We start from the raw sequence: 14,685 nt of genomic DNA on the forward strand, positions 1-14,685 counted from the left end.
ATCAATTTTTAACTGTAACTTTTCCAACCTTGGCTGCCGGTACTTTCGAGGCTTTTGCTTTTTGCAGCACCGCCTTGTAGTCTTTCGGCATCACCTTCACAAAGAGTTCGGAAGCTTCTTCCCACTTCTCGAGGATCCACTCTGCCGGGTCGCTGCCCGTATACTTGAAGTGTTTCTCGATCATGGCCTTCACTTCTACCTTGTCTTCCGCTTCCATGGTCTCTACATCGACCATGTCTTTGTTGCAAAGGCGTTCCAGGGCGCGTTCGGGATCAAATACATAGGCAATGCCACCGCTCATCCCCGCAGCGAAGTTCCGTCCGGTTTTACCCAGCACCACCACGCGGCCACCGGTCATGTACTCGCAAGCGTGATCGCCTACGCCTTCCACCACCGTGGTCACACCCGAGTTACGAACGCAGAAGCGCTCGCCGGCTTGTCCGCGGATATACGCTTCACCGGAAGTTGCACCATAGAAGGCTACGTTACCCACGATGATGTTGTCTTCGGGCTTGAAGGTCGACTCCTTGTCGGGATACACGATCAGTTTTCCACCCGACAAACCTTTTCCAAAGTAGTCGTTTGCTTCGCCCTCCAGTTCGAATGTCACACCCGGTGCAACGAAGGCTGCAAAGCTCTGGCCTGCCGATCCTTTGAATTGGAAGTGGATGGTATCTTCCGGTAAACCTTTGCCTTTATATTTTTTCGAGATCTCGTTCGACAGCAATGCGCCCGTGGTGCGGTCGGTATTGCGGATGATGAATTTCTCTTGAACCGGTTCGGCTTCGTCCAGTGCGGCACGTGCAGCTTCCACCAGTTTCCAATCCAACACTTTCTCCAACTCGAAATCCTGGTCGATCTGTTTGTAGAGACCGATGTGTTCCAACACAGGCTCGCGTTGCAGGATCGGGGAGAGGTCGAGTTTCTTGATCTTCCAGTGGTCGATGTCCTGACGCACGCGCAGCATGTCGGCACGGCCCACCATTTCGTTCACGGTACGGAAACCGAGTTCGGCCATCACTTCACGCAGGTCGTGCGCGAGGAAGGTGAAGAAGTTCACGACGTGGTCCGGATCGCCCGTAAACAATTTGCGCAGGTCGCTGTCTTGCGTGGCAATACCTACGGGGCAAGTGTTCAAGTGGCATTTGCGCATCATGATACAGCCTTCTACAACCAGTGCAGCCGTAGCAACACCCCATTCTTCGGCGCCCAGCAAAGCAGCGATAGCGATGTCACGGCCCGTACGGATCTGTCCGTCGGTCTGCAGCACTACGCGGCTTCTCAAATTATTTTTCACCAGGGTCTGGTGCGCTTCGGCCAAGCCAAGTTCCCAAGGCAGACCGGCATGACGCACGGAGCTGATCGGCGATGCACCGGTTCCTCCATCGGAACCGGAAATGAGAATGGCATCCGCTTTTGCTTTTGCCACACCGGCCGCTACGGTACCCACACCGGCCTGAGAAACAAGCTTCACGTTGATACGGGCCTGGCGGTTGGCGTTTTTCAAATCATAGATCAGCTGTGCCAGATCTTCGATCGAATAGATATCGTGGTGAGGAGGAGGCGAGATCAATCCTACACCGGGTGTAGAGTGACGCACGCGTCCGATCCATTCATCAACTTTGTGGCCGGGCAACTGACCACCTTCGCCGGGTTTTGCGCCCTGCGCCATTTTGATCTGGAGCTCGTCGGCGTTAGCCAGGTAGTAGCTTGTCACACCAAAGCGACCCGATGCCACTTGCTTGATGGCCGAACGCTCCCAGTCGCCGTTAGGCTTCTTCTCAAAACGTGCCTCATCTTCTCCGCCTTCGCCGCTGTTGCTCTTGCCGCCGATGCGGTTCATGGCAATGGCCAGCGTGCTGTGGGCTTCGTGCGAAATGGATCCGAACGACATGGCTCCGGTAGCGAAACGTTTGAAGATTTCTTCCACCGCTTCCACTTCTTCCAATGCAATAGGATTGCGCTTCTTGAATTCGAACAGACCGCGGAACGTGAGGGTGTCTCTCGTTTGGTCGTTGATCTTTTGCGCGTATTTTTTGAAGAGCTCGTAGTTGTTTGACTTAGTCGAGTGTTGCAGCAAGTGGATCACTTCGGGGCTGAACAAGTGTTTCTCACCCCGGCGTTTCCACTGATATACGCCGCCTACCGGGAGCTCCTTGCTTTCGTTCTCATAAGCAAGCTCGTGACGCACCAGTACTTCCTTCGCGATATCATCAAACGACAAACCTTCAATGCGGCTGATCGTTCCTCTGAAACATTTCTCCACCACATCGCTACCAATACCCAGCGCTTCAAAGATCTGTGAAGACTGGTACGACTGCAGTGTGCTGATACCCATCTTGGACATCACCTTCAACAAACCATTGCCAACGGCCTTCTGGAAGTTGGAGTAGGCTTCTTCATCGGGAAGGGGCTTGTAGAAAGCACCTTGCTTGTTGAGGAAGTGGATGGTCTCCAAGGCCATGTAGGGGTTTACAGCGCTGGCGCCGTAGCCCACGATGGTGGCAAAGTGATGCACTTCCCACGCGTCGCCCGCTTCTACGACGAGGCCGGCTTGCGTGCGAATTCTTTTTTCTACCAGGTATTGATGCACAGCCCCTACCGACAACAGCGAAGGGATGGGTGCAAATTCGTTGCTGATCTTCCGGTCCGACAGGATCAGGATCTTCTTTCCGGCACGCACGGCCTTTTCGGCTTCGTTGCAGATGCGGTCGAGGCTTTCCTCCAAACGGCCCGGCTCGCCATCGGCTTTGAACACGCACTGAATTACAGCGCACTCAAAACCCTGATCTTGCAAGTGTTTGAATTTTTCCAGGTCGGCGTTGAGCAACACCGGTTGTGAGATGTGGATCTGGCGGGTATGCTCAGGCGTTTCGGCCAACACGTTGAGGCTTGAGCCCACGCGTGTGAACAGCGACATCACCAACCGCTCGCGGATGGGGTCGATGGGCGGGTTACTTACCTGCGCAAAATGTTGTTTGAAATAATTCGAAAGGTGACGGCTCTCTTTCGACAACACGGCTTGTGGCGTGTCGTCGCCCATGGAGCCAACGGCTTCGTATCCTTTTTCGGCCATGGGGAGCAACAGCATCTTCACATCCTCGGCCGTGTAGCCGTAGGCGTTCTGGCGTTGCACAAGTGTCTTTTCGTCGAAGTTGCTTTCCACCCATTCGTGTTCGGGCTCCAGGCGCAGTTTCAACCGGTTTTGGATGATCCAGTTGTAGTACGACTTGCCTTCGTATACGGCACGCTTCACTTTTTCGTCGTCCAGCACTTTGCCCAAGTTGGTGTCAACCATGAGCATCTTGCCGGGGGTGATGCGTCCTTTTTCGATGATGTCTTTGGGATCTACGGGCAATGCGCCGGCTTCGGAGGCGGCGATCACGCGGCCTGAACGGGTCACGCAATAACGCAAGGGGCGAAGGCCGTTGCGGTCAAGCGTGGCGCCAATGCGTGTGCCGTCGGTGAATACGAGGGCGGCGGGGCCATCCCACGGTTCCATCATGGACGCATGGTATTTGTAGAAAGCCTTGCGGTGCGGGTCCATCAGCTTGTTGTCTTGCCACGCTTCGGGCACCAGCATCATGAGCACGTGCGGCAATGAACGTCCAGACAAGACCAGCATTTCTACCAACGCATCCAGGTTGGCGGAGTCGGAGCCGTCGGGACTGGTGATGGGCAGCAGCATCTTCAATTCTTCGTCGGTAAAGAACGTCGATTTGAAGAGGGCTTCCTTGGATTTCATTTTGTTGACGTTCCCGCGAATGGTGTTGATTTCGCCGTTGTGGGCGATGAAGCGGAACGGCTGGGCCAGTTTCCAGTTGGGGAACGTGTTGGTCGAAAAGCGGGAGTGTACCAGCGCCAAAGCGGTCTTCAGGCGGGGGTCCTGCAGGTCATAAAAATATTCGCGAAGCTGTTCGGTGCGCAGCTGGCCTTTGTAGATGATGGTGCGCGCCGAGAAGCTGGTAATGTAAAATTCCTTGTTGCTGCCTTTCACATCGCGGGCAATGGCGTGCGAGGTGAGGTTGCGCAGCACGAACAATTTGCGTTCGAAGCTTTCGCCTACGAGTGTTTCGTCCTTGGCCTTCACGAACACCTGCTCGATGACAGGCTCCACTTCGGCAGCACCGGGACCGGGCACGCTGTGGTCTACGGGCACCACGCGATAGCCGAGCAACTCCAGGCCAAGTTCTTTGATATTCTTTCTAAGCACCTCGCGGCAGGCGTTCATCACCTTTTTGTCGCGCGGGAAAAACACCATACCGGTTCCATAGCGGCCCGCGGCGGGCAACTCGAAACCGAGACGGTTACATTCTTCAACAAAAAAATCGTGGGGCAACTGGATCAGGATCCCCGCGCCGTCGCCGGTTTTGGGGCTACTTCCCTTGCCTCCGCGGTGTTCCATGTTTTCGAGCATGGAGAGGGCATCGCGCAGGTTTTGGTTAGTTTTGGTGCCGTTGATGTTGGCGACGAAGCCAATGCCGCAGGCATCATGTTCCAGTTCAGGGGTGTACAAACCACGTCTGGTCTTCTCTTTCATCTTCTGGTCGTTTAATTATGCGTCAAAATACACCGCTCAGGGCAGAACGGAGTTTTGAATTTATCAAACAAACAGAAGGAAATTGGGGCCTTTTATGACTTCTTCCCAATTTTTTGAATCTTTTTACTATTGATCCGAAAGGTTATAAAAATTACAAAACGTCAACGATTGCAGGGTCCGCAATTTTGAAAAATTGAATTTAGAGCGAAATCGTTTGATATTTTTCAATTTTCAGAACACTTGTTAGCGTCATTTTTACACTTTCATGATGGCGTCAACCCGCCACCGCACGCGTCGCCCGCACCATCTCCTTCTTGCCGGGCGGGCCGGATAGGGTCTCCGTTGTGAGCCCCAGACTTTTGAGGTCGCGCTTTAACTGGCCCTTGGCGCAGTAGGTAACAAACACCCCGCCAGGCTTCAGCAAAGCGGCTACCTTTTCCAGTATAGGCAGCGTCCACAAGTCGGGTTGCTTGTTGGGAGCGAACGCGTCGAAGTAGATCACATCAAACGACGAGGCCGGGAGAATCACATTTTCCAATGTTGTATGCATTTTTCGCAGACGAAACGAGGCGACGATCGGTTGTTCCGTTTCCCAGGGGACCTCGTGCAGTGAATAGAATTTCTTTTGGGCTTCTTCCGTGGAAGCATAGTTCAGCGTTCGCCAGATTTCTTCCGGCACGGGGAAAGCTTCAATCGATGTATACGAGAGGAGCACCGCATTTTCCAAAGCATAATGCACCGTCAGCAACGCATTCAGCCCGGTGCCAAAGCCGACTTCGAAAACGGAAAGGGGTTCGTCGTGCGAATCCTGCAAGCGATGCTCCAACCCATTCCGGATAAAGACGTGCACCGATTCTTGCACGGCGCCATGTACGGAATGATACGTTTCATTCAGCGCCTCGTTTCGCAATGAATGCGAGCCATCGCCGGTGGTGATGATGGTGAGCGACATTATGCTTTCTGGATCAACGCCACGGCATAAGCACACACGCCCTCTTCGCGTCCAACATAGCCTAGTTTTTCGTTGGTCGTGGCCTTGATCGACACATCGTCTTCGGTGATGTCCATGAGCGGAGCCAGGATCTTTTTCATGGCGGGAATATGCGGATTCACCTTGGGTTTCTCCAGGCAAATGGTGCAGTCTACGTTGCCGATGCGCCACCCTTTTTCGTGGACGAGACGCGTCACTTCTTTGAGAAAGAATGTGCTGTCCATGTTCTTCCACCGGTCGTCGGTGTTGGAAAAATGGAAGCCAATGTCGCGCAAGTTGGCGGCACCCAGCAGGGCGTCGCAGATGGCGTGAATGAGCACGTCGGCGTCGGAGTGCCCAACGGCACCCTTAGGCGCATCGGGCAACGGCATGCCGCCGAGGTAGAAATTTCTGCCTGCTTCCAATTCGTGCACGTCGAAACCCATGCCTACGCGTATCTTCATCGGTCGTTCAGTTTATGCATCCTATTTTTTTTCCGCGCGATAATAAAGTACGCTGGAATTTTCTTCGCGCAGAATCGACCGGGCCACGCGCTGCATGTCGGCGGTTGTCACGGCGCGGATCAGTTTTGCTTCTTCGTTCACCAGGTTGGTGTCGCCCGATAGTTTGGCAAAGGCCAGGTTCATGGCGCGGTTCATCACCTCCACCTCGCCAAATTCAAGGGTCGACTCGGTTTGGTTTTTTACTTTTTCAAGCTCCTCCTCGTCGGTTCCTTTGGCCACGAGCGTGGACAGAATTTCATTCACTTCGCCCTCGGCTTGCTCCACGGTGATGCCGTCCTTCACGCGGCCGCTGATCACAAACAGACCGGGATCTACCGTCCCCATCACAAACGAAGAAATGGAAGTGAAAATCTCTTTCTCTTTCACCAGTTTCTGGTATAGACGGCTGGATTGTCCGCGGCTCAGCACGTCGCTCAGCAAGTCGGAAGTATAATAATCGGCGTCAAAACGCGCGCCCATGTGATAGGCTTTGTAAAGGGCATTTGCCGGAACGTTGGCGTTGACATCCAGCGCCCTTTTTTGTTTTTGTGCGGGCTCTTTGGGCAGCGAGCGCGACTGCTTGCCGGCGCGGATCGGGCCAAACCATTTTTCGGAAAGCCGTTTCACTTGGTCCACCGTTACGTTTCCGGCGACCACGAGCACGGCGTTGTCGGGTACATAGTGATGGAAGAAAAATTCCTTCACATCCTCCATCGTGGCGTTCTCGATGTGGCTGATCTCCTTGCCGATCGTAGCCCATTGATAGGGGTGAACATGATAGGCCAGCGGCCTCAGCTTCAGCCAGACATCGCCATACGGCTGATTGAGATAGCGCTGTTTGAATTCTTCGATCACTACCTTCCGTTGTACTTCCAGCACCTTGGGATCGAACGACAAACCGTTCATGCGGTCGCTCTCCAGCCAGAAACCGGTCTCGATATTGGAAGCGGGGAGCGTAAGGTAATAGTTGGTGATATCGGTATTGGTGAACGCGTTGTTTTCGCCGCCCACGCGTTGTAACGGTTCGTCGTAGTTGGGAATGTTGGCCGATCCGCCAAACATCAGGTGCTCGAACAAATGGGCAAAGCCGGTTTTGTCCGGGCGCTCATCGCGGGAGCCGACGTCATACAAGATGTTCATGACTGCGATCTGCACCGTGGGATCTTCGTGCACGATCACGCGGAGCCCGTTCTCCAGTTGAAATTCGCTAAAGGTTATCATCGGGCACAAAAGTAATAAACCTGGCGATGTTTGATGGTCAACAAAAAATTAAGTTTCAGGAGGGAAACCGAAAGCCGGTCTTCCGCGTTTAGGCCGGCTGCACCTGCTCGAGGTGGACCCGGTCGGGCAGGGTGATCGTGAAGGTTGCGCCTTCGCCAAAGACGGATCGCACCTCCACAAAGCCACCCAATTTGGTGACCGTCTCTTTCAAAATATACAAACCCAATCCGGAGCCCTGTGCATTTTCGGTGGCGCGGTAGAACATCTCGAAAATACGTCCCAGGTGTTTTTCCTCGATGCCCTGGCCATTGTCCTCCACCACGATCAGGTATTGCTTGGCTTTACACCGCAGCTCGATATTCACATAGGGTTGGCGACCGTTCTCGAACAGGTGAAATTTAATGGCATTGGAGATCAGGTTGTTCAGTACGATCCGTACCCGTATCGGGTCGCTGATCAGCTCGGCCTGAAGTTCGTCTTTCACGGCGAACCGGATCTTGGCAAAACCCGGGGAGTATTGAAGATCTTGTAAAATGCTTTTCACCATATCGTCGAAGCGGAACGGTTCCAGCTTCACGGGCATGCGCGTGTTCCGCGAATAGCTCACCACGTCTTTGATGAATTCCTCCAGCTTCAGCACGCTGCGTTCCATCATGGTGAGGTATTCTTTGTGCCCGTCGCCGGGATTGTCGAGGCGCGCCACGCGGATCAGACCCAGGATGGATTTCAGCGGTGCACTCAGGTCGTGCGAGGCGCTGTAGACAAAACGGTCCAGTTCATTGTTGCGTACCGTAAGCTCTTCATTTGCTTTTTGCAGCTCCTCCGTCCGTTTGTTTACCAGGTTTTGAAGAAACTCTTTGCGCTTTTGCATGATCCGCGAGCTGACGCTGAACGAGGCCCACGAAATGAGCAGCACGGCACAAAGCACCAGCATGATAAATTCGGCGCGTTGCCAGAATGGCGGCGAGATATAAACGTCCACCGTGCGCGTGTCGCTCCATCCTAGACCCATGTTCTTTTTGGCACGCACCTCCACGGTGTGCTTGCCGGCCGAAAGATTGGACAGACTCGCTTCGTGATGTTCCATTTTATGCCACATGCTGTCGCCCCGCATGCGCCACTGCAGGTTGATCTTATTTTCGGGAAAGGTGATGGGCGAGAACTGGATGTTGATGAAAGAACCGTAAGGAGCGTACACGCCCTTCACAAACGGGGTATGCTTCGCGTCTACCTGCGCGCTGACGGCATAAGGTCTTACGGTCTTCTTGTTTTCGGTTAGCGACTCCTGGGTATAGCCCAAACCGAACGAGGTACCGATCCACACATCCCGGTCGGGGTCGATCGAGAGACCGTGATCGGTGATGGCGTTGCTGGGCAACCCGGAGTTCTCATCGTAGAGACCGAACTCGCCGGAGACTACATTGTAACAAAACAGTCCGAAAGAATTGGAGAAAATGATATTCTGCCCGTCAAGCGTTTCCACAGAGCTGACGGAAAAGGTGGAGAACACTTCGCCAAATTCTATCCGTTTGATCGTGTGGCCATCATAGCGCAGCAATCCCTCTGTCGATGCGATCCAAAGAATGTTGCCCTGGAAGGCCATGTCCTGAATGTTGAAGTCACCGTGCGTCTGGAACGTAACGGGGAGGCTAACATTTTTAAAGGCAGAGGCTTTGTGGGGTTTGAGAAACAAGTATCCACCCACGCCGCTGGCCGCGACATATATCCCCTCCGGTCCTTCTCGCACCAGGTTGATCTCGCTTTGCCTGGAAACCGGAACTTCATAGTGGCGGACGGTCAACGAATCGGTGATCACCGTGACCCGGTTTGTTCCCGCCTGACCCAGCCATACGTTGTCTTGTTTGTCGATATAAAGGTCGTGTACAAAATTCCCCTGCGAGGCAAAGTTCCATTGCTTTTTGACAACGCCATTCTCAAATAGAAAGACATCCGACACGCTGCTGGCCCACAAGCCTCTTTTGTTGAACGCGAGCGATTGGAAATAAGCATCTTTATTGTTGTAGCGCAACGTGTGCTCCCAACTGCCGTCGGTGGCGGGCTTTAATTCCACAAGGGTTTCTTTGGTACAGTAGTAGGTGAGGTGGTGGTTGCCGTCGTGGGCGATGCCTTCGATGAAGTGGCCTTCGGAATTCACGTCGGCCTGTAAAAAAATCTCTTTCTGCACCAACACGATTCCCTTGTCGGTCGATACCCAGATGTCGCCTTCGCTGCTGGCATAGCAACTGTTGATCCCCTTGAAACTATAGTCCAGTACTTTCAGGTCGAAGTAGTTGTTGTGCGACAGGCGGTAAAGCTCCTGGTCATAGGTGCATACCCACAACGCATCGTCGGTGGCCATCAGGTAGGATGCATTTAGAATGGGAAGTACCTTCTTGGCGCTTTTAATATGAAGATCTTCCATTTCTGCTTCGAACAACCCACTGCCGCTGGCCACCAGCAGTTTGCCCTGGAAGAACAAGACATGGTTTACGTTGCGTGGCAACTCGCCGGGTACGGGCACAAAGTCGCGCAGAAGATCGTCGTAGCGAAAAATATTTCCCTGGTAGGAGACCGCATAAAGATTATCGTGCGAATCTTCAAAGAAACTGAACGATCGAATGAAGATGGGCGAGCGGTTGGCTTCCCCGAAATTGAAACGCTTGACAGATTTTCCATCGTAGCGCATCACCGATTGTGGCTCGCCCAGCCAGATAATACCATGACGATCTTCATAGATTGATTTGGGAGACCACACCGTAGAATCGGTTGGCGTGCGCGAACCCTGAATCAAGGTCTTGAAGAGCACCGTATCGATCTTGTTTTGGATCTCCACCACGTCCAGGTCACCGATGACCAGCAATCGCCGGCTGCGCGTTTTTAAAAAACCTTTTATGTACTGGCTGCGAAAAGCGTGTTTGTAGGTGGTGAACGAAAGACCGTCGTATTTCACCAGACCATCGTCGGTGGCCATCCAAAGGAAGTTGAGGGAGTCTTCGGCGACGGCCTTGGTCACGTCGCTGGGCAGGCCTTGTTCAACACGGTAGAGGCGAAAACGGTATTCCTGGGCGGTCAGCCCTGAGAAAATTAACACAAACAAGGCCAGGATGCCGAAACGCATGGTTTAGATCTAGGAATACCCTACCAGTATAGAAGTTTTTCCCTGAATTTCAAAGGTTTGTAAATACGCTCCACCCAATTCAGGACTCGAAAACTCGGTTAACTTTGCGGCCACATATTCGCGATATGATCTTTCAGAAAAAGCACCTTAGCGACAGCACCTTAAAAGGTCTTTACCAAGCCCTGCTCCGTCCCCGCCTCATTGAAGAAAAAATGCTGATCCTGCTGCGGCAGAATCGCATCAGCAAATGGTTCAGCGGCATCGGGCAGGAAGCCATCGCCGTGGGCATCACGCAAGCCCTGGACAAGGATGAGTACATTTTGCCCATGCACCGCAACCTGGGTGTTTTTACAGGCCGTGAAATGCCTTTCGACCGGCTGTTTGCCCAATGGCAAGGCACACCCATGGGCTATACCAAAGGCCGCGACCGCTCTTTCCATTTCGGCACGAACGAGCACCACATCGTCGGCATGATCTCACACCTCGGTCCCCAAAACGGTGTAGCCGATGGCATTGCCCTGGCCTCAAAACTGAAAGCAGAAAACAAGGTCACGGTCGTGTTCAACGGCGATGGGGGCACCAGCGAAGGCGACTTCCACGAAGCCGTGAATGTGGCGGCGGTGTGGGACCTTCCCGTGATCTTCGTTATCGAAAACAACGGCTATGGATTGTCCACCCCAAGCCAGGAACAATTCCGCTGCGAGAGCTTTGCCGACAAAGGCATCGGCTATGGCATCGATGCCCTCAGCATCGACGGTAACAATATCCTGGAAGTATACGACACCGTTCGGCTGCTCGCAGAAAACATGCGCCAACAACCCCGCCCGGTGTTGCTGGAGTGCCGGACGTTCCGCATGCGCGGACACGAGGAAGCATCGGGAACGAAATACGTACCCAAAGCCCTCATGGAAGAGTGGGCCAAGAAAGATCCCGTAGACAACTACGAACAATACCTGCTCAAAGAAGGCATCATCGACCAAGCCTATGTGGACGATCTTCGCCAGATCATAAAAAGAGAAATTGAAGAAGGCCTGGCCATTGCTTTCGAGGAAAAACATCCCGCGGCCGACACCGAGGTGGAGATGGCGGATGTGTATGCTCCGTTTCAACAAGCGGTGGTGGAACCGGCATCAGAACAAAAATCAGAGAAGCGATTCATCGACGCCATCAGCGACGGACTGCGACAAAGCATGGAGCGCTACGACAACCTGGTGTTGATGGGTCAGGACATCGCCGAATACGGGGGCGTGTTCAAGATCACCGAAGGATTTGTGGAAAAGTTTGGCAAACCACGGGTGCGCAACACGCCCATTTGCGAATCGGCGATTGCCGGTGCGGGTTTAGGACTGTCCATCAAGGGCATGAAGGCCATGGTGGAAATGCAGTTTGCCGATTTCGTAACAGAAGCCTTTAACCAGATCGTGAACAACCTGGCCAAAGCCTATTGGCGCTGGGGACAGAACGCCGACGTGGTGGTGCGCATGCCCACCGGCGCGGGCACGGCTGCAGGTCCTTTCCATTCGCAAAGCAACGAAGCCTGGTTCTTTCACACGCCCGGTCTCAAGATCGTCTATCCTTCCGATCCTTATGATGCCAAGGGATTGTTGTGTGCTGCCATTGAAGACCCGAACCCGGTGATGTACTTTGAACACAAATTGCTCTACCGCTCCATAAAAGACACCATCCCCGACGATTACTATACCGTGGAGATCGGCAAGGCAAAACGCTTGCTCGAAGGAACGGATGTGTCCGTCATCACCTACGGCATGGGCGTTCATTGGGCACGCGAGATCGCCGCAGAATTAGACGGCGTTTCCATAGACCTCGTCGACCTGCGCACCTTGTTGCCCTGGGACAAAGACATGGTTGCCGAAAGCGTGAAGAAAACCAACCGTGTGCTGATCCTGCATGAGGATACATTGACCGGCGGCATTGGCGCCGAGATCAGCGCCTGGATAAACGAGCATTGCTTTTCGTCGCTGGATGCCCCAGTAAAGCGCGTGGCCTCGCTGGATACCGCCATACCCTTTGCCCCGACCCTGGAACAGAACTTTTTGCCCAAGGGCCGGTTGAAAAACGCCCTTGAAGAGCTGTTGAAATTTTAATACCGGCAGTCGAAAAGAAAAGGGGTTCGGCTGGCGTTTTCATAGCCCGGGCCGGGCCCTGGAGAGCAATCATAAATTTTCCTTATCTTAGCCTGTTTCTGAGACCATTTTTTGAACGCCATCGCGCACCATACTCCTGTCCGTTCTTCAACCTGGAAATTCCTGGTCCTGGGCATCCTTCTGATGTTTTTGGCAGCCCCTTCATTTGGTCAAAATTCGAAGGGCGACCGGCCAAGCCGCGAGAGCCGTTTTAGCACGCCCTTCCGCAAATCCGGGGGCAGCGGACCCGGAAGAAAAGCCAGAAATAAAAAACGGATAAAATCCAGCGAGCGATCCTCCGCCGGCAACGCGCATGCATATGTGCCGCATCGCAGGGCATCGGGTACCGATCGTCCGGGCAAACCCATCCGTCCCCTCTGGGCGCCCAAACCTAGGAAGAATGAACAAAAAGCGTGGCGTGGCGACATTACCGGGCGCCGCATTCGCAACCGGGAATCAGCCGGAAGCGCACGCAATGTCTATCCTCAATACAGCCGATACACGAACAATTCTTCCGGTCGCCCAAGATCCAACACGGAACAAGCCATGTCGAACAGGGGCACGTTGGCGAGGCTGAAAAAAATTCAAGGCCCGCTTCCGAAAGAAGGAGGTCCCAAACCTCGCATCATACCGCGGTCTGGCTCTCGGGCATTTACCGCGCGCAAAAGCATAAATGTCTACGCTAACTTTCCGCGTCCCAAGCGCAGGGCTGAGCAGGCCACCACGCGCGACCTGGCAGGAAAACCGCTACGCAAGAGAACACCCCAAACTTCCAGCGGTCGTGTGATCGCCCCAACGTTCCATCCCTATGCCGGCAGAAAGTCGCGCCTGGGCGACAAGGCCTATAAAGGGCCTGCGGCGGGTGGTCATCGCACCACCATGCGCCGGGGCGAAAATGCATGGACGGGCGATGTGGCCGGCCGCAGGGTGAGGGGAAGAAATTTTAGCAGCAAGAGAAGAGTTGAAGGCCTGCCGATCTTATCAAAACGGCCGCGGTCGATCTCCGGAGCGGTCTACGGGAAAGCTCGGGGCTACCAGGCGAAGACAAAACCGAGAGAGAGCCAAGTAGGAATGCCCGTACCGCCGAAAGGACCCGGAAGGAGCGACGAGAGCATACGCCGCTATCAAAACCACACAAAAGGGAGAAAGATCTATGGCGGTGGAGGCTCTGTGAGCGGCGGATGGAACAACAATGGCCAACCTTTAATGTCGCGTAGACCTTCGAGACAAGGAGCAGGTATAGCAATCTTTCAAGGAAATATTAAAGGCCATCGCCCCGACAAAGGAGGTGGCAGCGTGAGCGGCCGCCTGTGGAACAACCAAGGCCGCCCGCTCGACGGAACCGCTCCCAAAACCAATGGCAAGGAAGCGTTGTTCTCAGGAAATGTCAGGGCTCGTCGCCCTGAAAAAGGTGGTGGCAGCGTGAGCGGAAAATTGTGGAACAACAAGGAACACGCCATCATCGTGAGGCATCCAAAGAACGGTGGCAGGGAGGCTCTTTTCCAAGGGAACATTCGCGGTCACCGGCCGGAAAAAGGTGGTGGCAGCGTGAGTGGAAAATTGTGGAACAACAACGAAGAGCCGATCATCTCCAAGACACCGCTCAACGACGACACCCAGGGTCTCCAGGTCAAAGTGAAACGCCGTCCCTATGTCAGGAACAAGAACTCGGCGGATGAGGCCTTGTTAAAATTAAAGCCGACGGATGCCACCTTCCAGGCGGGTGAGCTGCAGGTGAAAGTGAAGCAACGCGAATACGGCAAAAAGCCTCATGCAGCCGAGGGCGCCATGCCCGGTATAAAACCATCCAAAGCGACCGTAAAAGCCAGCGAATATGCACGCAGCATGAAGCGTAATTGGGATTACGTTCGCAACCCGAGCAGCTCGGAGGAAGCCCTGAAAACCCGCGAGCCCGGCAAAGCATTCGCGCGCGCGTCGGCCTACCAGGGCAACATCAAAATGCAAAAATTCAAACTCTTTGCGAAAAACAAAGAGCAACACCCCGATACCAAATTTATCAAGCTCAACAAAAACAACGTTGACGACGAAAGGGATATGCTCACGAACTTTAAGCTATGGTGGGCGCGTTTATTCAAGAAACAAGATACACAGCCTGACCACTTGAAAGAAAAGGGCAGAAAGCCCCGTTATGACAAAGGTGAAGCGGGAATGTGGAACGACTAACAGTT

The 14,685-nt window shown here is 53.8% G+C and carries 7 protein-coding genes; 2 read left to right on the forward strand and 5 right to left on the reverse strand.

Annotated features, from left to right (window positions below):
• Nucleotide 1: 1 nt before the first annotated feature.
• The 5 genes from gltB to D4L85_RS09740 all read right to left on the reverse strand — a co-directional run bounded on the left by gltB (nt 2) and on the right by D4L85_RS09740 (nt 10,352).
• Nucleotides 2–4,540: a glutamate synthase large subunit gene (gene gltB / locus D4L85_RS09720; RefSeq protein WP_119754133.1), complete on the reverse strand. Its 4,539-nt coding sequence runs from the start codon at nt 4,538–4,540 to the stop codon at nt 2–4.
• A 274-nt stretch (nt 4,541–4,814) separates the two neighbouring features.
• Nucleotides 4,815–5,492, reverse strand: a complete 678-nt coding sequence (mnmC2, locus tag D4L85_RS09725; protein WP_119754134.1) for a tRNA (5-methylaminomethyl-2-thiouridine)(34)-methyltransferase MnmC2 — start codon at nt 5,490–5,492, stop codon at nt 4,815–4,817.
• Nucleotides 5,492–5,974, reverse strand: coding sequence for a 2-C-methyl-D-erythritol 2,4-cyclodiphosphate synthase (ispF, locus tag D4L85_RS09730; protein ID WP_119754135.1), 483 nt, complete (start codon nt 5,972–5,974; stop codon nt 5,492–5,494). Before ispF ends, mnmC2 begins: the two co-directional genes overlap by 1 nt.
• Nucleotides 5,975–5,995: 21 nt before the next feature.
• The gene (locus tag D4L85_RS09735; protein WP_119754136.1) at nt 5,996–7,234 is read right to left on the reverse strand and encodes a M16 family metallopeptidase; all 1,239 of its coding nucleotides are present in this window, start codon (nt 7,232–7,234) and stop codon (nt 5,996–5,998) included.
• An 88-nt stretch (nt 7,235–7,322) separates the two neighbouring features.
• The gene (locus D4L85_RS09740) at nt 7,323–10,352 is read right to left on the reverse strand and encodes a sensor histidine kinase (protein ID WP_119754137.1); all 3,030 of its coding nucleotides are present in this window, start codon (nt 10,350–10,352) and stop codon (nt 7,323–7,325) included.
• Nucleotides 10,353–10,477: 125 nt separating this feature from the next.
• Here D4L85_RS09740 and D4L85_RS09745 point away from each other — a divergent pair, with 125 nt between their 5' ends.
• Entirely contained in the window at nt 10,478–12,457 is a 1,980-nt protein-coding gene (locus D4L85_RS09745) for an alpha-ketoacid dehydrogenase subunit alpha/beta (RefSeq protein ID WP_119754138.1), read from the forward strand.
• Between the two features lie 189 nt (nt 12,458–12,646).
• Complete coding sequence (locus tag D4L85_RS09750) at nt 12,647–14,680, forward strand: hypothetical protein (RefSeq protein WP_160143636.1); 2,034 nt, start codon at nt 12,647–12,649, stop codon at nt 14,678–14,680.
• Nucleotides 14,681–14,685 lie beyond the last annotated feature (5 nt).

The sequence above is a fragment of the Chryseolinea soli genome (assembly GCF_003589925.1).
Lineage (GTDB): Bacteria > Bacteroidota > Bacteroidia > Cytophagales > Cyclobacteriaceae > Chryseolinea > Chryseolinea soli.

Coding starts and splice junctions, on each gene's coding strand:
- gltB (WP_119754133.1), bottom strand. CDS start 4,540: ATGAAAGAGAAGACCAGACGTGGTTTGTACACCCCTGAACTGGAACAT.
- mnmC2 (WP_119754134.1), bottom strand. CDS start 5,492: ATGTCGCTCACCATCATCACCACCGGCGATGGCTCGCATTCATTGCGA.
- ispF (WP_119754135.1), bottom strand. CDS start 5,974: ATGAAGATACGCGTAGGCATGGGTTTCGACGTGCACGAATTGGAAGCA.
- D4L85_RS09735 (WP_119754136.1), bottom strand. CDS start 7,234: ATGATAACCTTTAGCGAATTTCAACTGGAGAACGGGCTCCGCGTGATC.
- D4L85_RS09740 (WP_119754137.1), bottom strand. CDS start 10,352: ATGCGTTTCGGCATCCTGGCCTTGTTTGTGTTAATTTTCTCAGGGCTG.
- D4L85_RS09745 (WP_119754138.1), top strand. CDS start 10,478: ATGATCTTTCAGAAAAAGCACCTTAGCGACAGCACCTTAAAAGGTCTT.